Source organism: Parachryseolinea silvisoli (genome assembly GCF_021190955.1).
GTDB lineage: Bacteria > Bacteroidota > Bacteroidia > Cytophagales > Cyclobacteriaceae > Ohtaekwangia > Ohtaekwangia silvisoli.
The window spans coordinates 2,183,649-2,205,880 of sequence record NZ_JAIOAO010000001.1; the positions used below are offsets into that span (position 1 = coordinate 2,183,649).

The window sequence follows — 22,232 nt, forward strand, 5'->3', positions numbered from 1 at the left end:
TACTAACTTTCCGACAACAATCACCATCAACTACATGTGTGGCATTACCGGCATCTTTGCCTTTAACCTCGTCGGCAAGTTCAACAAGATACACGTTACGAATGCTACGATGTCGCTCAGCCGGCGCGGCCCTGACTTTCAGGATATTTATCTCGACGATTGGGTTGCGCTCGGCCATCGTCGCCTCTCGATCATCGACACCGCGTCGATTGCGCACCAACCCATGTGGGATGAAAGCAAACGCTACGGAATTGTTTTTAACGGCGAGATCTTTAATTATCAGGAGCTACGCGATGAGCTGATCGCCAAGGGCTATTCGTTCTTTTCACATTCCGACACCGAGGTACTGCTGAAGCTTTATATCGACCAGCGTGAAAAATGTTTGTCGCGCCTCAACGGGTTTTTCTCGTTTTGTGTATATGATAAGGAAGAGCAAAGCTTTTTTGTGGCACGCGACCGTTATGGCATCAAGCCCCTGCTCTACGTCTTCGATGAGGACAAGTTCATCTTCGCCTCGGAGATGAAGGCGGTATTGCAATACGGCATCGAAAAGACACTGGACTACAGCTCACTGTATTCATTTTTGCAACTGAATTATATACCGGCACCCGACACAATCTTCGCGCCGGTCAAAAAGCTGATGCCCGGTCACTATATGACGGTGCGCCGGCAGCAACTCGATATCCAACCGTATTATCAGATCCCCTACGAGCGTGAAAAAGAAAACGCAAGTGGGCTCTCGTATGATCAGGCCAAAGAGAAACTAAAAACATTGCTGGAGGCCGCTGTACAGCGTCGGCTGGTGTCCGATGTACCACTGGGCTCTTTCCTGAGCGGAGGCGTCGATTCTTCTGTCATCTCGGCACTGGCTGCGCGACACAAGCCAGACCTGCACACCTTCTCGATTGGCTTTCGCGACGAAAAGTTTTTTGATGAGACCGACTATGCCCGTGCCGTCGCGAAAAAATTAAACACCCGGCACACCGTTTTCTCCCTCACGAACGACGACCTCTTCGCACACGTACATGCCGTGCTGGAGTATACCGACGAGCCTTTTGCAGACTCCTCCGCCCTGGCGGTATATATTCTCAGTAAAGAAACGCGCAAGCACGTTACCGTAGCACTGTCGGGCGATGGTGCGGACGAGCTGCTGGCCGGCTACAACAAACACGCCGCAGCATACCGCATGCTGCACCCGGGCTGGAAAGAAAACGCGGTGACAGGCCTGCAGGGACTATGGAAAATATTACCCAAATCGCGCAACAGCACGCTCACCAATAAAATCCGGCAGCTGGCGCGCTTTAGCGAAGGTGCGTCGTTGTCGACCCAGGACCGTTACTGGCGGTGGGCATCCTTTGCCAGCCAGGACGAAGCCCTGGCGTTGTTGCAGCCCGCCCTACGCACAGAGGCCGGGTTGCAAGAGTTTATGCCGCGCCGTAGTACTTTGCTACGCACGCTGCCCCCGCACGAAAACATCAACGACATTCTGCTGACCGACATGAACGTGGTCCTACCAAACGATATGCTCACGAAAGTGGACCTCATGAGCATGGCCAATGGATTGGAAGTACGGGTGCCTTTCCTCGACTACCAGGTTGTAAACTTCATCTTTAGCCTGCCGGAGTCCTATAAAATTGACCACCGTTTGCGCAAGCGCATCTTACAGGACGCATTCCGCGATGTATTACCCGAACAACTGTATAACCGGCCGAAGAAGGGATTTGAGGTGCCATTGCTGAAGTGGTTCCGGCGCGAGATGCGGTCGCTTATTACCGACGATCTGTTGTCGGAAGCCTTTGTCACCCAGCAGGGCATCTTTCACTATCCTGAAATAGACAAGCTCAAAAAGCAGCTCTTCTCCAACAATCCTGGCGACGTGCATGCCCGCATCTGGGGCCTGGTCGTCTTCCAGTCGTGGTGGAAAAAGTATCATTAGCACGCCCGCGGGCGGGGCGGCATACATCTTTAGTAGGGAATACTAAAGCCTCCCCCTGCGCGCATGAAAAAAGCCCTGTTACTTCTATCGCTGTTAGCGTGCTGCCTGGCGGGGTGCGAACGCATCAAGCCCGAGCCGCCGCCTGCCACGACACGCGACACCGAATTGCTGCTGCCGCTCTCCACCGTCAACCTGCCCGTGTATTATCACCTCGACAGCCTGGCCGCCACCCTCAACGGCAAAATGAAAGGCTCCTTTATTCAGCAATGGATCAAGCTAAACGACCGCGGCGATAGCCTGTACCTGGAAATCGCTCGTACCCGTCCCGTGGTAATCGAGTGGAAGAAAGAGAAGCTTGCGTTTGCCTTCCCGGTGAGCGTAAAAGGAAAGTTCATCAAACGCGTAGCGGGTATCAAAGTAAAAAATGCTACACCCATCGCCATGGAAATGGTTTTGCATCTCGCCACAAACGTTCTCATTAACAAGGACTGGAATTTACTGACGCAAACGGATCTGCAACGGATTGTCTGGATCAAGGATCCTTTTTTGAAAATCGCGATGGTACGGATCAATCTGCGAAAAATTGTTGAACAAACGATCCTGTCAAATCGGGAGGCACTTTCGGGAAAAATGGACCAGGTCTTACACGACCGGTTGGCTACACGCACAGTGATCGAGAAGCTGTGGAACGATATCCAGAAGCCTATCCGCATCAACAAGAAGGGCACCGAAGTGTGGCTGAAGCCCACCGCGCAAGACTTGCAGGCACGCGTGACACAACGCGGCAATTTTATTGTACTCGAGACCGAGCTCAAGGCTTATGTGCGCACCGTGCTCGAAACGCAGGAGATGCCGGCCACCAACACTGTACTGCCGCCGTATAAAGCCAAAAAGACCGATACCGATAGCCTGACGCTATATGTCCTGGCTAAGCTTCCCTTCCGCACCATCAACACCCTGTTGAAGAAAGAGCTGGGCAACCATACGTTTACCGCCCAGGGTTACTCCACTACCATAAAAGACCTCGACGTCTACGGCACCGAAGAAGGTATAGCCATACGGTTACAATTACGCGGCGATGTGGACGGCCGGGTATATTTGCGCGGAGTGCTGGCGTACGATACCATGAAGGCCGTGTTCTTTGTGCAGAAGTTCAATTTCGACGTAGACTCTCAAAACAGCCTGGTGAACTCCGCCGACTGGCTGCTGCACGACAACATGCTGGAGATCGTCAACGAAAAGCTTACCATCCACACACAATCGTGGATCGACCAGTTGCCAGGGCTTATCGAGAAAGGTGTCGAGAACGGCCGCTCAGGCGATAAGATCAATTTGCAGGTGGCCGCGCTGGACGTGAAGCCTCAACAGATCATTGTTACCAAAAATGACGTGCAGGTAGTACTAAAAGCAACGGGACAGGCCACGATCGGGCTTCACCAGAAAGTGTTTAAGGGTAAGAAAAAGAAAAACCGGCCCAAAATTCTAAGCTAAGGCCTTAAAAACACCCTGCCTCACTAAAAAACATATCAATTATTTAAAATAAGGTTGATATTTTAACGCAACTACAACGATTTCTGATATTTTTATTAAAAAACAGTTCTATTTTTAACGAATAAGTGAGAAAATTGTTCCTACAACGCGCGTCATTCGGCATCTGAATGAAGGAATGGAGGATAAATGAGCATTAGCATTCATTCAATCCCTTAGCACCAGCGATGGGATTAAAGCGACATTCAAGAGTTGCCAGTGCACGCCGGGTTTAACGGACTATTTTGGCGTCTGGTTGTTTAGTAGGGTCAGGTGGAAACACCTGGCCTTTTTTTATGTCTCCTCTTCGTCCAGTCATAAAGCCGCACTTCCCGCGTGCTCCGTTAACCTTGAGCCCCACGTGTTTCGGTCCTTTAACACGGGCTTATGTCGGACTAAACTCGCACTCTACACGGAGAATACTCGGAGACATCCCCGTCATTGGCCGGCCATTCAAACCCACTATCCCCTGCACATTTGAGCACATGCTCCCAAACCTTACATCCGGCTTACTGCGACGTGATTGAATTATTCCAATTGTGTGCTCCAAAGCACGCAATTGAACCTACTCCATGGGGAAAACACACATACAAAATAAAATTAGATCATTCTACATAATCGCGCTACAACATTCTGCATAACGAGGATTATTGAAAATATTATAATTTTCGAGGTAGCTTGGTTTAAAAAGAACCATGACTACAACGTTTTCGGAAATATTTCACGAAAACAGGTTTGTTTTTTACCTTATTGTTAAAAAATTTATACCAATAAGGCGCTAAATGAACGTCATCAAACCCTAAAACTAAATAACTATGAAAAAGTCCGTTATTTTTCTTGTCTTACTCATCGCGGTGAGCATTCTGGCTGTCTTTCAGCCATCGGTGCCCACCACCATTGTCACGGAGGGCATTGACACCGGCGATACCGCCTGGATGTTGGCCGCCGCCGCCATGGTACTCCTCATGACCCCCGGCCTCGCCTATTTTTATGGCGGTATGATCGATACCAAAAACATCATCTCCACGATGTTGCAGAGCTTCATCGCCATGGGCGTGATCAGCGTGCTGTGGATCCTGGTAGGGTTCAGCCTTGCCTTTGGTGATGACATCGGTGGTTTTATCGGCAACCCGTCTTCCTTCTTTATGTTCAAGAACGTGCTGGACGGCAAACCCTGGTCACTGGCTCCCACCATTCCCCTGGTACTTTTTGCCTTCTTCCAGTTGAAGTTCGCCATCATCACCCCCGCGCTGGTGACTGGTACTTTTGCTGAGCGTATCAAATTCAAATCGTACCTGCTGTTCCTGGTCCTGTTCTCACTGGTGATCTATGCGCCCCTGGCACACTGGACCTGGCACCCGGACGGCTTCCTCTTTAAGTGGGGTGTGCTCGATTTCGCCGGTGGTACTGTCGTACACATGTCCGCTGGTTTTGCTGCCCTGGCAGCGTCTATCTATATCCGTAACAAAGGAGAAGCAAAAGCGCACGTTACACCGGCAAACATTCCGTTTGTATTGCTCGGTACAGGTTTACTGTGGTTCGGTTGGTTCGGCTTCAACGCCGGTAGCGCCGTAGGCGCGAACGCCCTGGCTGCATCAGCTTTTGCTACAACCAACACAGCTTCGGCTGCTGCCGGTCTTGCCTGGATCCTGTTTGACGCGGTGCGTGGCAAGAAGCCTTCGGCACTCGGTTTCTGTATCGGTGCTGTCGTAGGTCTCGTGGCCATCACACCGGCCGCTGGTTTCGTAACCATCCCTTCAAGCTTGTTCATCGGTACGTTCGCCGCCATCATCTCCAACATCGTTGTATCGTGGAAATCTAAAACTTCCCTGGAAGATACACTCGACGTGTTCCCTTGCCACGGCGTGGGTGGAGCAGTCGGTATGGTGATGACAGCCTTGCTGGCAAACACTGCCGTAAACGGCGCCAACACAACTGGCAACGGTCTGTTCTTTGGTGAGACTGCGCTGTTCATCGTACACATGAAAGCACTGGTCATTGTCATCGGCTATACCTTCATCGGCTCGATGGCATTGCTCAAGATCACAGACCTGCTCATGGGTCTTACCGTCAGTGCCGAGGACAAGAAAATCGGTCAGGATTACAGCCAGCACGGCGAAAATCTATACCCGGTGGACTTCAGCTCACTGAAAGAGAAAGTCATCTAATCGCTGCACAACACTAGAATATAAAAGGCCGGATTAACCACCCGGCCTTCTATAAAAACTCATTAACCATTAGCGGATAGCTTTTTTTATTACAAACCAAACCAAAATCCCTATGCAACAGCACGCCGCATCTCGTATTGCCAGCCCTTAGTGCGCTCAGGCACTGACTGATATTCCACGCCGGAAGGCTTTATACCGGCGTGTCCAGGAACCAGTCAGTATATACACTTCTTCATCACTAAAGCATCCCCGGGGAGATGTACGAGATCTCCCGCAGGGATAACTCTAGCTTATTGTTTAATAAAACACATTGCAAAATATGAAATCTATAAAAGTACTCCTTTTAGTAGTGATAACTTTATTTACCTTTTCTTTCAACACGTATAGTCAGACAACAGCCGAGCCAGACTCTACGAAAACGTTTACGTTTTCGGGTTCGGTCGATGCCTATTTTCACTCTTCCCTCGGTACCATAAACCAGTTCTCTGCTACCGAGTATAATCCATCTACATCGTTTGCTAACATGCGCGGTTTCGGTATCGGCATGGTAAACTTCATTGCCAGCTATGAAACTTCGAAGGCAGGCTTCGTGGCCGACGTCGTGTTCGGTCCCCGCGGTAAGGATGCTGTGTTTGCCAACATGTATACCAGCCAGGGTATCGTTAACCAGCTGTATGCATTCTATAAAATTACAGACAAGGTTAAACTGAATATCGGTCAGTTTAACACGTTTGTAGGCTACGAAGTGATCTCGCCTACACTCAACTACCACTACTCTACTTCATACCTCTTCTCCTGGGGTCCCTTCAATCACACGGGCGCACGCCTGGACTTCGATTTGGGTGGCGGATACGTTGCAAAGCTGGCGGTGATGAACCCCACAGACCTGGTAGAGTACAACGCTTTCAACTCCTATACGTACGGTGGCCAGATCGGCTATGTCAACGACAACGGCGGTGTGTGGTTGAACCTGTTGTACGGCGACCAGGACGGCAAGCTCGAAGATTATAACGTGGACCACGATGCCGACGGTACCGTGGATGATTACTCTGATGGCGGTACGTTCCAGGCTGACATTACCGGTGGCTTTAGCGTAACGGATGCTTTCTACTTAGGCTGGAATGCTTCTTACCGTACCGTAAAACAAAAAGAGCTAATGGTCGGTGGCGACATCGTGGATGCTGACGACGCTGATTCCCGTGGCTTCATGGGCGTGGCGCTGTATCCGAAATTTACCTTGTCGGATGCATTCTCGATCGGCGTGCGCGCAGAATACTTTGGAGTGAAGGCCGGCTATATCAGCCCCTTCGGGACGGATGACGATGGTGATGGCAATGTGATCGATGTAACGCTATCAGCAAACTATAAAGTAGGTGACCTGACTTTCATTCCGGAAATCCGCATCGACAAAACTTCAGAAGATTCTTTCGAGGATAAAGATGGTGAACCCAAGGATATGATGACTTCTATTAATCTGGCTGCTGTCTATAAATTTTAATCCTGGTGACTCCCGGCAATTGCCCTGTTGCCGGGAGCACCTTTTAAACTACAACCGAACCTAATTGTTAAATTTTAAATAATACGCCCATGTCAAAAACCAAATTAGAGTACATCTGGCTTGACGGATATGTTCCCACTCAAAGCCTGCGTAGCAAAACGAAAGTCGTTCGCGATTTCGACGGCAAGCTGGAAAGCTGCCCGGTATGGTGTTTCGACGGCAGCTCCACCGAGCAGGCTCCCGGTGGTTCTTCTGACTGTTTGCTCAAGCCTGTTGCCATCTTCCCCGACCCGGCTCGTAAGAATGCATTCCTGGTGATGAACGAAGTATTGAGCCCCGATGGCACGCCACACCCGTCCAACGGCCGCGCGCTCATCGACGACGACGATAATGATTTCTGGTTTGGCTTTGAGCAGGAATACTTCCTGTGGAATCCGGAAACCGACAAGCCGCTTGGCTTCCCTACTCACGGATATCCGGCTCCGCAAGGCCAATACTACTGCTCTGTCGGCGCGAAGAACGCTTTCGGCCGTGAGATCGTAGAAGAACACCTCGACTTCTGCATTGAAGCGGGCATCAACGTAGAAGGTATAAACTCCGAAGTGGCCACTGGCCAGTGGGAGTTCCAGGTATTTTCCAAAGGCGCGAAAGCCGCCGGCGACCAGGTATGGGTAGCACGCTACCTGCTGGAACGTACGGCTGAAAAATATGGTATCGCGATTAACTGGCACTGCAAGCCGCTGGGTGCGACCGACTGGAACGGCTCAGGCATGCACGCAAACTTCTCGAACGGTCTGCTGCGCAATGCCGGCTCAAAAGATGTGTACGACCAGGTGTGCCAGTCATTTTCTCCTGTCGTAAAAGAGCACATCGCCGTATACGGCGCCGACAACCACTTGCGTCTGACCGGCAAGCACGAAACACAATCGATCGACAAATTCTCGTATGGTGTTTCTGACCGCGGCGCGTCTATCCGCATTCCTATCGCCACGGTGGAGAACGGCTGGAAAGGCTGGCTGGAAGACCGTAGACCTAACTCAGCAGCCGACCCGTACAAAGTCGCTGCCCGCATTATCAAGACTGTGAAATCCGTTCCTGAATATGCCACTACGAACGGACACTAAGATTTTTCAGGGCGTCTGGTTGTAGTTTGGAGCCGGGCAGAAATGCCCGGCTTCTTTTTTTTCACCGCGCCTGGCGCAAGTCTTCCGACCGAAGGGAGGGCGACTTGTGCCTGTCTAATGCCAGTCTTCAGACTGGCGTAGAAAATTATATAGCACATGAATCAACCCGCACTACAAAAAACACTAAGCGCTATCCACCTCTGGGCCATCTCCGTTGGCCTGGTCATCTCCGGCGAATACTTCGGGTGGAACTACGGCTGGGGTGCCGCAGGCACCGTGGGATTTCTAATCGTAACCTTAGTCGTCACCCTCCTATACATCACCTTCGTCTTCAGTTTCACCGAGCTCACCACCGCCATCCCAAACGCCGGTGGTCCCTTCGCCTATGCTCATAAAGCCTTTGGCCCCTGGGGTGGGCTCGTGGCGGGCTATGCTACCGTAGTGGAATTTGTATTTGCCACGCCTGCGATAGCCGCCGCGCTGGGCAGCTATGTTCATTTTTTATATCCTGCCATCACGCCGCTTGTCGCCGCAGTAATTTGTTATATCGTATTCTCCTGCATCAACCTCCTCGGCATTAAAGAGTCGGCTATGTTCTCGCTTGTCGTAACGCTGCTCGCCGTCGTGGAGCTGCTCATCTTCATGGGCATTGTAGCGCCCGCCTTTTCATTTGAAAACTTTACACGCCATGCATTTCCTTTACGGTGGGGCGGGCTCTTCGCCGCATTGCCGTTTGCCATTTGGTTCTACCTGGCCATTGAAGGTGTCGCGATGGTGGCCGAAGAAGTAAAGGATCCACAACGTCATATCCCGCGCGGCTATATCGCGGGTATTGTAACGCTGACGGTGCTGGCGCTGGGTGTCATGATCCTGACCGGTGGCATCGGCGACTGGCGTACGCTTTCCAACATAGACTATCCCCTGCCGGAAGCCATCGGCCTGGTGCTCGGCAAGGATAATACTATTACCCGGCTCTTTGCAGGCATCGGACTGTTCGGGCTCATTGCTTCTTTTCACGGCATCATTATCAGCTACTCACGCCAGCTGTTTGCGTTGGCGCGCGCGGGATTTTTACCGGGTGTACTGGCGACTGTGAACCGGCGATTTAAAACACCCCATGCGGCATTGCTGGCCGGCGGCGGCGCAGGGATGCTGATGTTATTCTTTGCCAATACCGGGCAGATCATTATTCTCTCCGCGCTGGGCGCCGTGGTCATGTATATTATTAGTATGGTAAGTTTATTTCAGTTACGGCGTATTGCGCCAGACCTTGCCCGGCCTTTTAAAACACCATTCTACCCCATCTTTCCGGGCACTGCCCTGGTGTTGTCGGTGGTTAGCTTGTTGTCGATCGTGTATTACAATCCATTTATCAGTCTCTTGTTCCTGGGCGGCCTGATATTGACTATACTTGTATTCTGGGCCTCCGGTCGGGCACTTCGTACACCGGTAGAAACAGGCTCGCAGCACCATGAGCTATCGTGAAACGATCGGGTACACGACCTATACCTTTGCAGACCTGAAGGTACTGCTCGCCAGGGCTTCCCCTTTTCGTTCGGGCGATGCTTTGGCCGGCGTAGCCGCCGAACGGTATGAAGAGCGCGTGGCGGCACAAATGTGCCTGGCCAACGTACCGCTGCAGAATTTTCTACAGGAGCCCATTATACCCTACGAAGAGGACGAAGTTACCCGACTGATTATGGATACCCACGATGCCCATGCGTTTCGTGCCATAAGCCATTTTACCGTAGGCCAGTTTCGGGATTGGCTCTTGTCAGATGAAGTAACCACGGCCGTATTACAACAGCTCGCACCCGGACTTACACCGGAGATGGTCGCGGCCGTATCCAAGCTGATGCGCAACCAGGATCTGATTGTAGCAGCACGCAAGTGTGAAGTGGTGACGGCCTTTCGCAATACAATAGGCTTGAAGGGGCGCCTGGCCACACGCCTGCAACCCAATCACCCGACAGACGATCCGAAAGGCGTGGCCGCCAGCCTGATCGATGGGTTGTTATATGGCAGTGGAGATGCCGTGATCGGTATAAACCCAGCGACAGATAATCCGCGGGCCGTACGGACCTTGCTCGAGATGCTCGACGGACTCATACGCCGTTTTGATATACCGACACAATCGTGCATTCTTTGCCACCTCTCTACAACACTGCAGCTCATGCAGCAACAGGCGCCCGTGGACCTGGTATTTCAGTCTATTGGGGGCACGGAAAAAACAAACCGCAGCTTTGGCGTAAGCCTGGCGATGTTGCAGGAAGGATATGAAGCGGCCCTCGCGTTACAGCGCGGCACGGTGGGAAAGAATGTGATGTATTTTGAAACGGGACAAGGCTCGTCGCTTTCGGCCAATGCGCATGGTGGTGTAGACCAGCAGACGTGCGAGGTGCGGGCATATGCTGTAGCACGCCGGTTTAAACCGTTGTTGGTAAATACCGTGGTGGGGTTCATCGGTCCCGAATACTTATACGACGGCAAGCAAATTATTCGCGCGGCGCTGGAGGACCACTTCTGTGGAAAACTAATGGGGCTGCCCATGGGTGTTGACGTTTGTTATACAAACCACGCCGAAGCGGACCAGGACGATATGGACAACCTGCTGACCTTGCTGGGCGTGGCAGGGTGTAATTTTATTATTTGCGTGCCGGGAGCCGATGATATTATGTTGAACTACCAGTCGTCGTCCTTTCACGATGCCCTATACCTGCGCCGGGCGCTGGGATTGGCGCCGGCCCCGGAGTTTAACGATTGGCTGATCCGGCAACGCATCTTCGACGCAGGTGGTAATCACCTGCCGGTGACTTCTGCACATGCCCTGTTAAAACCGCTTGTATGAAATCCGATCTACCCTGGTTTATTTCTTCCAATGGTTCCCTGCCGGATCCCTGGACGTCGCTCCAGCGTTTTACAGCGGCACGCATCGCCCTGGGGCGGTCAGGTGTATCCATACCGTTGTCGGAGTCGCTGGGTTTCCGGCTGGCACATGCCCATGCACGCGACGCGGTGTATTCATCGTTAGACACCGCAGCATTGCAAGAAAGCCTGCATACCTTCGGATTGCCCATGCTGACGCTGCAGAGCCAGGCCACTTCCCGCCAGCAGTATCTGCAACGTCCTGACCTGGGACGCAAGTTGAACGAAGCATCACGGGAGCAGGTGCTGGCGGTGCGTACACAAAAAACGTATGACATAGCCTTTATACTGGCCGATGGTCTTTCGGCTATGGCGGTGAACACGCATGCGCCGGCATTGCTGGCGCTGGTGCTTCCTACGTTGCTGGCGGACGGCTATACGCTGGCGCCCTTGTCGTTTGTCGGGCACGGACGCGTGGCGATCAGCGACGAGATCGGCAGCTTGTTGCAGGCACGCCTGGCGGTGATTCTGATTGGCGAACGGCCCGGGCTGACGTCGCCGGATAGTATGGGGATCTATAGCACATATAACCCCACCGTGGGATTAACCGATGATGCACGGAATTGTATCTCCAACGTGCGCCCGGCGGGACTGTCGTATGCCGCCGCCGTGCACAAGTTGCGTTACCTCATCCAGGAGTCGTTGCGATTGAAGCTCTCGGGCGTGGCGATAAAAGATCTTTCGGAGTCTGGTGACACACTCCCCGGTATATAAGGCTATACGCCGCAGAAAGCGTTAAAGCCACCGTCTACGGGTATGTTGACACCCGTTACAAAGGCAGCAGCGTCTGAACACAACCACACCAAGGTACCGACCAGCTCTTCCGGACGACCGAAGCGGCCGAAGGGTGTTTGATTGATCGCGGCCTGACCCCGGGCGGTATAGGTGCCGTCGGAGTTTGTCAGCAAGGTTCTGTTTTGTTCGGTGATAAAGAAACCCGGCGAGATGGCGTTTACACGCAGCCCTTCACCAAATTTCCGGGCCATTTCTACTGCCAGCCATTGCGTAAAGTTATCGATGCCGGCTTTGGCAGCCGAGTAGCCCACCACGCGGGTAATGGGCCGGAACGACGCCATGGAGGCGATGTTGATCACAACGCCACTGCGGCGTGCCGCCATGTCTTTCGAAAATACCTGCGACGGCAGCACAGTGCCCAGCAGGTTCAGGTCTACTACTTGTTGAAAGGCGTCGATGTCGAGGTCGAAAAAGTTTTTGTCGGGCGCAATGACAGCACCGGCCATGTTTCCACCAGCAGCATTGACAAGGATGTCGAGGGTACCAAATTCTTTTATCACATGTTCGTAGGCAGCGTCGAGCTGGTCGCGTTGCAACACGTCGGCGCCTACGCCGAGGGCTTTACCGCCTGCCGCCCGCAGCGCTTTGGCTATATCCTCGGCAGCGTCCTTACGACGCCCGAGAATGACGACCGACGCCCCTGCGGCACTTAATCCTTTTACCATGGCTTGTCCCAGCACACCCGTGCCGCCGGTCACTACGGCGGTCTTGCCCGCCAGTGAGAAAAGTTGATTGGTCTGCAAATTCATGCTGCTCTATTTCTGTATCTATTTATATACGTTGTCTGTTACCGCTTCGCGAAGTCGTTGGCCAGCGCATCGATCTCAGTCGGTGCGAACGTGCTGCCCTCGTGCACGACGACGCGGTATTTCAGGTTGACGGTCTCGTCTTTCTTCAATGTGAGGTTTAGCTCTTCCTTGCCTTCGCTAAAGATCTTTTGTCCGAGTGGGTTCGCGGCAAACAGGCCGTAACCACGTGCATGCCAGTACGTGGGATAGCCTATATTCCTGGGGTGGTCAATGATGGCGATGGAAACTTCTTTTCCACCTGTCTTTCCATTCAACACCGTCCACACAGAACGTTTGGCCCAGGTTGCATCACCGCGTATACCTTCTTTGTTTACATACATCCCGGTGACACCTTCGGCGTCCATTTTCTTGACCGTGGTGACATTGCCCTGGGCGTCGACAAAACTATCTTCCTGATTGGAGGGCATTTCCAGCGATCGGGCTACACGCAAGCCCAGCAGCCCGTCCTTTACATCTTTAAACACGACTTGCTCCGCACGCGCTTTGAGTGTACACGCGCGATCGATAATCAGGCTGTTGTTCTCTACCTGGAAAGTATAGGTTGTGATTTCTTCCAGCAACACGTTGCCGTTGATGTCTACCCAGTGGCTGAGGGTTTCAAGCTTCGCCTCGGGTTTTCCTTTATGCACCAGGGCATTGGCGCTAAGCACACGCTGGTGGCGAATGGATCCGTACTTCGGTTTCTTATCCGCCGCAATAGCGTAGCTGTTGTTCCAGAAGTCGAGACCGTTTACACTTTCGTAATTCAGCCACAGGCCCACGTGGTGGGGATGGTCCGTGCGTTCCCCCGCACGTGGCGCAATAGGGAAGCCACGGGTGATCGTCGTGCCCGATACCGTCTTGATAGGATACAGCACCGGCTTCTCGGTCGAGTCAAAATAACAATAGGCCGTCAGGAACTTGCCATCATACCATACCTCGACTTTCTTCTTGGCATCGAGGCGGACAAGCGAAAACCCTGTCGTTTGAGCAGACGTGTGGGCTATGATGCACAGCAGCATGGCCCCGATCAGACATCCTTTTATCATAGATAAACTTGTTTTTGACCTAATCTAACGTTTTCGGCCACCAATTATACTAAAATAATAGCGAGGGGAACACACGGAGGATGAGCGGAATGTAAAAAAGAAAACAGCCCATCGGCAGGGTGGGCTGTTTCATGCGTTGGGAACGGTACCAGCGTTATTTCACTTGTACTGTTAAAGTTGCCGCCGGTAAGCCTGGAGCGGATGCGTGAATATTCAATGTTCCTTTTTGCGATGTACTCTTGACAACCAGCAAGGCAAGTCCGTGAAATGCCCGGGGCTCGTTTGTCTGGAACGATTCATGGCTGACGGGATCACCATTATCGACGCCCACGAGTGTACCCGCTCCCGTCACCTCCAGGTGTATGAGGTTATTCGCCTGTGGTACCACCGTACCGTGGGCATCGAGTACGCGCACCGTAATAAACGACAGGTCGCGGCCGTCGCCATGGATCGCTATACGATCGGCTGTTAATTGCAACTGTGCCGGGGCGCCGGCCGTGCGGACTTCCTGCTGCATCACTTCTGTGCCATGCTTGCGTGTTACGACCTTTACGACTCCCGGCGCAAAAGGTACCTGCCACACCACATGCAATGCGTCTCCTTCTTTACGTCGTATGCCTTGTGATACACCGTTTAGAAATAATTCGGCTTCGTCAGCGGCATTATAGTAGGCCCATACGTCGACTACCTTACCGGCCGGCCAGTTCCAATGCGGAAAGACGTGCAACATGGGTTTCTCCGTCCATTCGCTTTGGTACATATAGTATACGTCTTTCGGAAAGCCGGCCAGGTCTACTACACCGAAGTACGAGCTGCGCGAAGGCCATGTATAGGGCGTGGGCTCGCCGAGGTAGTCAAAGCCTGTCCAGATGAACATACCCGATAGAAAATCGTGCTTCTTCATGACCTTCCAGGTCTCTTCGTGGGTACTACCCCACGGCGCGCTGACATGGTCGTATGCCGACACGGTGTTATCAGGATTGCCGAGCGTAAACAGTTTATCCCATGAGATGGGCCAGCGGCGGATGCTGTCGGAGCGGTCATCGTAGTGGCCGCGGGTGGCCAGGGCGGACGTCGTCTCGGTAGCAATAAACGGCTGGCCAGGATAGTCCGCGGGAAAACGTTCAAACGCGGTGTGATTGTAATTATAGCCGATCAAGTCCAACGCGCCTGAGCGTATTAAGGCGTTCGTGGGTTTTATGTCGTTGTTGGCCGTGGTGATCGGACGCGTGGTGTCGAGCGCGCGCACGATACCGGCAAGCTCACGGGCGATACGCACACCCGTGCTGTCCCATTGTTCGCCGATCTCGTTGCCGATGCTCCAGATCATGACGCTGGGGTGATTGCGATCGCGACGAATGAAGTCCTCCAGGTCGCGGCGATGCCACGCATCCCAGTCGAGGCTGTAGTCGTATTCCGACTTTTTCTTTTTCCACATGTCGAACATTTCGTCCATCACGAGAAAGCCCATGCGGTCGCACAGATCCAGCAACTGTGGTGCGGGAGGATTGTGCGACGTGCGAATGGCATTGACGCCCATGCCGCGCATAATCTCGAGTTGACGTTCGGCGGCGCGCGTGTTGAACGCTGCGCCCAGGCAACCGAGATCGTGGTGCAGGCATACGCCTTTGATCTTGACAGATTTTCCGTTCAGGAAAAATCCTTTTGCGCTGTCAAAGTAAAAGCTGCGGATGCCAAAGGTTGTTTCCGTAACATCGGCCACATTCCCTTCCACCGTCACTGCTGTCACTGCCTTATACAACCCGGGCGATTCTAACGACCAGCGTACGGGCCGTACTACATCCAACCATTGATCAAGCGATGCTGCTGCACCGGCTTTGATAGTTTGGATTGTCTCCGTGCGGCCTGCCTCCTCGCCCGTCGGCGTATAGAGAATGGTTTCTACCGTTACGTCCCGGTCTGTGTCTTCGTCGTTTTGAATCTGTACCGTTGTTTGTACAGTGGCACGGATCGAGTCCACCGCCGGCGTTCGTATGAATACACCATTGTAGGGAATATATACTTTGCCGGTCTTTACCAGGCGTACGTTGCGGTAAATGCCGGCACCGGCATACCAGCGCGAGCCCGGTTGCCGGGAGTCGTCTACCCGCACCGCCACCACGTTGAGGCGACCGTCGAAGTACAGGTGGGGCGTAAGGTCGTATTGAAATGATATATAGCCGTTGGGGCGTTTGCCGAGCGAATGGCCATTGATCCAGACTTCACTGTGGCGATACACGCCATCAAATTCCAGGAAGATCTTTTTTTCGCTGTCGGCCGTAGTAAGCACGAACGACTTGCGATACCATCCCACCCCGCCGGGCAGCGCACCGCCGCCGGCAGTAGCCGGATGTTTCTCATCAAACGTTCCTTCAATGCTCCAGTCGTGCGGCAATGTCAGTACACGCCAGTCGTTGTCGGCAAACAACTCGGACTGCGCGCCGGACGTATCGCCCAAGTGAAATTTCCACTGCCCCGTAAAATCCTCCACCGTGCGCGGCACGGGCGAGCTACAGGCGAACACAGAAAAGAAAGCCAGGATGACAGCACAACGGGATAAAAATGAGTGTACCATATCGGTCAGAATAAAAAGTTTAAAAATCAGATCACGCTACAAACAAAAAAAGACTCCGGCGTCGTACCGGAGTCTTTTGTCTAACGCGTTGTAAAAACAAGGGAGGGCCGGAGCCCTTCGCCCACTAGTGCGTATCGGCCCACGCCTTCGAAAGGAAGTTATACGAAAGCATACAGGGGCCTTCGCCGTCCACATCGCGGTCGCGGATAACGCCCAGCTGCATCGTGCTGTCGTTAAGCGTCAGGATGCGGTAGTTGGACCAGTCGCTGATGCCCGTAATGCCATTCTTGGCAGGCTTGTAATCCCGCAGGATAGAGCCACCGTTGATCACCAGGATCTTGTCGGCTTCGCGGATCGTAAAGGTGCCCGTCTCTTCGGTATCTTCTACGAGCTTGGTTGCGTGGAAATTTGCGCCGTCGATCAGGTCGAATGCCATCACACCGTAGTCGGCTTGCGTCATGGCATTGCCATAAATAAAGCCCAGGTCCGGAGGCCAGTTCCAACAGTCGCCGCCCTTTTCATAGCAGCCGGTCGACATAGTGCCCCACGGGAGACCACCCAGCAACCATCCGTTGTCGGTGCCATAGAAAGCCATCGGGCCGTTAAAGAACTTGGCGGTCTCGTCCAGTACCCACTCCTTGCGCTGGTTCACACCGCCCGTCAGCAACGCCCACAGCGGATCGTCCACATAAGCAAAGTTGTCGTCAGTCACCTCCAGCGTTACCGGATCGACTGCCGTTACGCCTCCACCCGACAATACCGATAACGTAACGGTATACGAGCCTTTGAACGGGAAATGCAGCGTATCGATCGCCTGCGTGGATGTACCCGAACCGAAATCCCACAAAGTGAGTGTTCCCGGTGTCGTATTCCGCAGAATAATGGTATTGCCCCCCGCATCGATGTCATAAGCCTGCTTGATTTCAAATTGCAGCTGGCTCTTGTCGAGCGTCGAGCCCAGCGAGTGATCGTCGTCCTGGCAGGACGTCGCCAGGAACGTCGCGCCCAGCAGGGTATAAAGTATGGTCTTAATGCTTTTCATGCCTGTTATGTTTAAAATATACACGCGATTACCAACCGTTGTTTTGTTTCAGCACGTTGTTCGACAGCGTGATCTGTGTATAGGGGATTTGCTGCAATCCCACCGTCTGGCGAACATTGTCCCCCACGATCCGCTTCTGCGTATCCACGCCGCCGTTCTGCACGGTTACCGTCGTGGCAATCGCATTGGCCGCCACCTCGATGCCCTGACGCAGCAGGTCCCAGTAACGAATCCCTTCCAGGGCGAATTCCAGGCGGCGCTCCTCCATCAGGGCGGGCTGCGTCACAGGAGTCGACACAAAGTCGTCCTGATAGGCACGCTCCCGTACGTCGTCGAAGTATGCTTGCGCGTTGCCGCTGCCAAGCTCGGCCGCCATCAGCAACACATCCGCGTAACGGATGGACACATAGTCCTGGAACTGGCCGATCATAAAGTCGGTTGCACCGTTCTCCACCGCAATGCTCTTGCCCTCTTCGTCCACCAGCGGTATATATTTTTTACCATAGTAACCGGTGTACTCACGCTGACCTTCGGTCGGCACCGAAATGGCTTCGTCCGTCACCGAGATGATCGACGCCGTACGGCGGGTATCGGTCGTCGAATAAGCATCCCACAACGACTTCGTCACCGTCGCGCCACCCCAGCCGTTGCCATACGGGAATGAGAACTTGTCGCGAATGCCGAGCAACACCAACCAGTGGTTACCGTCGGTATCGCCGCTGTAGTTACTGGTGTAGGTATATTTGATAGCAAAGACCGTTTCAATGTTGTCTTCGCCGGCATATGCCGTGAGCGATGCAGGCCATAGTTTAGCAAAGTCGTCTACCAATGCATGACCGCTGTTGGCGATGCAATCCTCGAGATATTCCAGGGCCTGGGCCTTGGTCACAACGCCCACCAGGTCGGTCTTGCTGTAATAGCCCGTATAGTACAGGTATACCCGTCCGAGCAACGCTTCGGCAGCCCACTTCGTAATACGGCCACGCTCGGCCACCGGCTGCGCCGAATAGGCCACGTCCGGCATGTTGTCGACGGCATATTTCAGATCTTCGGCAATGACACGGTATACATCGTCTACCGGCGACTGCGGAAGGTTGTCGCTCGAAGGCTCCGTCAGCAGCGGAATGTTACCCCACAGGCGCACCATGTCGAAGTACAGGTATGCACGCAGGAAGCGTGCCTCCGACTCGTACTGCGGGCGCAGATTCGCGCTGGTTCCCCACTCGATCTGGTCCATTTTACCGATCAGTACGTTACACCGGTAAACGGCTTTGTAATAGGCAATCCAGTTCTGATCGAACAGGTTCTGATCCGAAGGTGAACGAAGCCGGTCGAACTCGTCGAGGGCCTGGTAGCCCCAACCGTCGGTCGCGCCCGTGCCGCCGAAAGTATTATCGGATAGTACTTCCGAAGCCACCGGCAAACTAACACCGCTTGCCCACACCGACTGCAAACCATCGTAACATCCGACCAGCGCACGATAAGCCTGCTCGGGCGTGCGGTAATATGTATCACCGCTGGCCAGGGTCTCCGGCTCTACTTCCAGGAAATCGCCGCAGGCACTCACCAAAAGGCCCGCCGCCAATACGATATATAAAGTGAATTTCTTCATGGTCATCATCTCTTAGAATTTAACATTAACCCCCACCATAAACGTACGCGGCCGCGGGTAGTAGCCCAGGTCGATGCCCGACGAGAACTTGTCACGCTCGCCGTTGTCGATGCCGTAGCCGATCTCCGGGTCCATACCGTCGTACTTCGTGAACGTCATCAGATTCAACGCCGACGCATACACACGCACCTGGTTGACATACTTCCGTTTCAGCAGCGTGGAAAGGTCGTAGCCCAGCGTCACGTTGCTGATGCGCAGGAAGTCGCCGTCCTGGATATACAGGTCCGAGAACTGAATCCAGTTACGATTGTCGTCCGTCACACGCGGCATCTCGTTAGAGGTGCCCGCCCCGTGCCAGCGATCCAGAATTGCCGTAGTATAGTTGGCAAACTGGCTGGCCTGGTTACGATACGCTTGTACGATCTGGTTGCCGGCCACACCATTTGCCTGAATCGTCAGGTCGAAACCTTTGTAGGCAGCCGACACGTTAAACCCGAATGTAAAGTCGGGCAGCGGGCTACCAAGCTCGGTTCTGTCCTGGTCGTTGATCACGCCATTGTCGTCGCGGTCTACATACTTCACATCACCCGCTTGTGCCGTAGGCTGAATAACGGTCCCTTCCGACGAACGATACGCGGCAACTTCTTCTGCCGTCTGGAAAATGCCGTTCGTCTTCAAGCCCCAGAAATAACCGATGGGATGGCCGTTCTCCGCGCGGTAGAACTCCAGCGCGTTGTTGTACAGCTGGTTCGTACCACCGTGAATGATACCGTCTTGCGTCGGAATCCGGCCCACCCTGTTCTTGTTGTACGCGCCGTTGACGCTAACAGTATACTTCAGGTCGCCCAGGCTGTTATTGTACGCAACCGCCAGCTCGATACCGGTGTTCTTCACATCGCCACCGTTAATATACGGCGCGTCACCACCGGCTGTCGCCAGGATCGGGGCAACGATCAGCCAGTCTTTCGTTGTCTTTTTATACCAGTCGGCCGACACACTCAGTTTTCCGCCTACCAGTTGCGCATCGAATCCGATGTCCACCTGCTCGGACGTTTCCCACTTCAGGTCCGGATTGCCCAAACGGCCCGGGTATGCGCCCGGAACCAGCCCGTTGGCACCTTCCACGCTGCCGAAGATGTAGTTCGTGCGGGAGAAAATAACCGGCGACATGTACTGATACGCCACCGTGTTCTGGCTCCCCACCTGGCCCCAGCTCGCACGAAGCTTCAATACCTGGAACAGATTTTGGTCCGCCAGGAACGCTTCGTTGGTAAGCAGCCAGCCTGCCGATACCGACGGGAAATAGCCCCATTGGTTAGACGTTGCAAACTTCGAGGACCCGTCCGCGCGCAACGTGGCATTCAGCAAGTATGTTTCCTTGTAGTTATAGTTCAAACGACCGAAATACGACAGACGACGCTCGTTGTAAACCTTCGGACCTTCTGCCGAATACGGCCGGTCGGTCGGACCACCGCCTACGGTAATGGTAGTACCGTTACGATTGATGGCGTTGTCGAGCCAACCGTGGTCGATGTCGAAGAACACCAGGCCGGTGTTGCTGGCCCAAAGGCCCGAGCGATCGTACATATAGGCTGACGTACCTGCCATCACATCGAAACGGTGGTCGGTGTTGAGATTGAATCCATAGCTCACCAGGTTGTCCCAGATCACCGTGCGGCCCTTGCCCATGTATTGGTCGGCCTTCGCCAGGTTGTTTAAAGAGTAGGTCGAGAGCTTATACTCCGGCAGGAACGAACGGCTTTCGTCGGAAAAGTAGTCGATGCCGATGCTCGTCCGGAATTTGAGACCCTTGATCGGTTCTACTTGCAGGTATACATTGCCCAGCAACTTTTGGTTGTTGCCGCGGTTCTGGTTCGTATACACCATCTCGGCATACGGGTTGGCCTCCGAGCCACCGGTCCAGTCGTCTGTTGTCGTAACGGTGTAATTTCCGTCGGCATCATATACCGGCAGCAGCGGGCTCACGTTAAAGGCCGCGCGCAGCGAGTTGTTATACTGGTTGCCCACTTTCAGGCCGCGATCGTTTACGTACGCGAACGTAAGGTTCTGACCGAGCGTAACGATATCTTTGAAGAGCTTGTGCTCGGTATTGATGCGGAAATTGTAACGCTCGTAGTACGAGAGGTCTTTGCCCCCCATGATACCTTCCTGCGACTGGTAGGATATCGATGTGGAGTATATGGAGTTTTCCGAGCCGCCCGTCAGGCCGAGCGAATAGTTCTGGGTCTTCGCATTTTTTACGGACATGGCGTCCACCCAATCCGTGCCACCGCCCAATAGCGCCGACGTGGCATCGATCTCCTCATTTGTAAAGTGTAGAGCCTTGCCAGAGTTGACGGCCGATTCGTTCATGATCGTCATATACTCGCGGGCGTTCAGCAGCTGCGCGTCGCGGTAAGTGTTCTGTACGCCATAGAAAGCGTCGAACGTCAGTTGCGGCTGCGTCTTGCCACGACCGGATTTGGTGGTGATCAGCACGACACCGTTCGCGGCCTGCGAACCATAGATGGCCGCCGAAGCAGCATCTTTCAATACGTCGATCGACTCGATGTCGGCATTGTTCAGGTACGAGATGTCGGTGGTCAACACTCCATCTACCACGTACAGCGGCCCCGGGGCACCCACTGTACCGACGCCGCGAATCACGACACGCATCGGCTCGCCCGGCTGACCGGACGTAGACGAGATCTGCACACCGGGCGCCTGGCCCTGCAGGGCTTGCAGCGCGTTGGTTGTGCTCATCTTCTGGAGGTCGTCGCCTTTCACGTGCAGGTTGGCCCCGGTGTTCAGTGCCTTCTTCTGCTCGCCATAGCCCACGACCACGATCTCATCCAGCGTCGTCAGGTCTTCCGATATGGTAACACTGATCTGCGTTTGATTGCCCACAGGAACCTCCTGCGTTTTGTAGCCGATAAACGATATCACCAGCACATCCGTCGGAGCGGCCTCTAGCGTAAAGCCGCCATCGATGTTGGCCGTCGTTCCGTACGAGGTTCCTTTTACCAGCACATTGACCCCGGGTATAGGAGTACCGGTCTCATCCGTGATCTTGCCGGTAATGGTTTGCTTCTGGGCATGTGCTGTGGAAAGCCCCGCCAGAAGAAAACATACAGAAGCAAACCACAGGCTTCGGTAAATTTGTTTCATCATAGGTTAATTTGGTTTTCGGTTA

General features: G+C 53.6%; 14 protein-coding genes. 8 read left to right on the forward strand and 6 right to left on the reverse strand.

The window, feature by feature from the left end:
- The first annotated feature begins 34 nt into the window (after positions 1–34).
- The 8 genes from asnB (at position 35) to eutC (ending at position 11,892) form a co-directional block, all read left to right on the forward strand.
- Positions 35–1,936, forward strand: coding sequence for an asparagine synthase (glutamine-hydrolyzing) (gene asnB / locus K7P01_RS09065; RefSeq protein ID WP_267292380.1), 1,902 nt, complete (start codon positions 35–37; stop codon positions 1,934–1,936).
- A gap of 63 nt (positions 1,937–1,999) precedes the next feature.
- Positions 2,000–3,427, forward strand: a complete 1,428-nt coding sequence (locus tag K7P01_RS09070; protein ID WP_267292049.1) for a DUF4403 family protein — start codon at positions 2,000–2,002, stop codon at positions 3,425–3,427.
- Positions 3,428–4,278: 851 nt separating this feature from the next.
- A complete protein-coding gene (locus K7P01_RS09075) occupies positions 4,279–5,631 on the forward strand; it encodes an ammonium transporter (RefSeq protein ID WP_267292051.1) in 1,353 nt (450 codons plus the stop codon).
- A 319-nt stretch (positions 5,632–5,950) separates the two neighbouring features.
- On the forward strand, positions 5,951–7,129 hold the full coding sequence (locus K7P01_RS09080) for a porin (protein ID WP_267292053.1): 1,179 nt from the start codon (positions 5,951–5,953) through the stop codon (positions 7,127–7,129).
- 89 nt (positions 7,130–7,218) lie between these two features.
- On the forward strand, positions 7,219–8,253 hold the full coding sequence (locus K7P01_RS09085; RefSeq protein WP_267292055.1) for a glutamine synthetase beta-grasp domain-containing protein: 1,035 nt from the start codon (positions 7,219–7,221) through the stop codon (positions 8,251–8,253).
- 156 nt (positions 8,254–8,409) lie between these two features.
- Complete coding sequence (gene eat, locus K7P01_RS09090) at positions 8,410–9,738, forward strand: ethanolamine permease (RefSeq protein ID WP_267292057.1); 1,329 nt, start codon at positions 8,410–8,412, stop codon at positions 9,736–9,738.
- A complete protein-coding gene (locus K7P01_RS09095) occupies positions 9,725–11,101 on the forward strand; it encodes an ethanolamine ammonia-lyase subunit EutB (protein WP_267292059.1) in 1,377 nt (458 codons plus the stop codon). The genes eat and K7P01_RS09095 overlap by 14 nt, the downstream gene beginning before the upstream one ends.
- Positions 11,098–11,892, forward strand: coding sequence for an ethanolamine ammonia-lyase subunit EutC (gene eutC, locus K7P01_RS09100; RefSeq protein ID WP_267292061.1), 795 nt, complete (start codon positions 11,098–11,100; stop codon positions 11,890–11,892). Before K7P01_RS09095 ends, eutC begins: the two co-directional genes overlap by 4 nt.
- 2 nt (positions 11,893–11,894) lie before the next feature.
- Here eutC and K7P01_RS09105 read toward each other — a convergent pair whose 3' ends face one another.
- The 6 genes from K7P01_RS09105 to K7P01_RS09130 all read right to left on the reverse strand — a co-directional run bounded on the left by K7P01_RS09105 (position 11,895) and on the right by K7P01_RS09130 (position 22,210).
- The gene (locus K7P01_RS09105) at positions 11,895–12,722 is read right to left on the reverse strand and encodes an SDR family oxidoreductase (protein WP_267292064.1); all 828 of its coding nucleotides are present in this window, start codon (positions 12,720–12,722) and stop codon (positions 11,895–11,897) included.
- A 38-nt stretch (positions 12,723–12,760) separates the two neighbouring features.
- A complete protein-coding gene (locus tag K7P01_RS09110) occupies positions 12,761–13,810 on the reverse strand; it encodes a DUF6807 domain-containing protein (protein ID WP_267292066.1) in 1,050 nt (349 codons plus the stop codon).
- A gap of 154 nt (positions 13,811–13,964) precedes the next feature.
- Positions 13,965–16,385 carry a beta-galactosidase GalB gene (gene galB / locus K7P01_RS09115; RefSeq protein WP_267292068.1) on the reverse strand — a complete coding sequence of 807 codons (2,421 nt, stop codon included), beginning with the start codon at positions 16,383–16,385 and terminating at the stop codon, positions 13,965–13,967.
- Positions 16,386–16,509: 124 nt separating this feature from the next.
- Entirely contained in the window at positions 16,510–17,427 is a 918-nt protein-coding gene (locus K7P01_RS09120) for a hypothetical protein (protein ID WP_267292070.1), read from the reverse strand.
- 28 nt (positions 17,428–17,455) lie between these two features.
- Positions 17,456–19,039 carry a RagB/SusD family nutrient uptake outer membrane protein gene (locus K7P01_RS09125; protein WP_267292072.1) on the reverse strand — a complete coding sequence of 528 codons (1,584 nt, stop codon included), beginning with the start codon at positions 19,037–19,039 and terminating at the stop codon, positions 17,456–17,458.
- Positions 19,040–19,051: 12 nt separating this feature from the next.
- Positions 19,052–22,210, reverse strand: coding sequence for a SusC/RagA family TonB-linked outer membrane protein (locus tag K7P01_RS09130; RefSeq protein WP_267292074.1), 3,159 nt, complete (start codon positions 22,208–22,210; stop codon positions 19,052–19,054).
- Positions 22,211–22,232 lie beyond the last annotated feature (22 nt).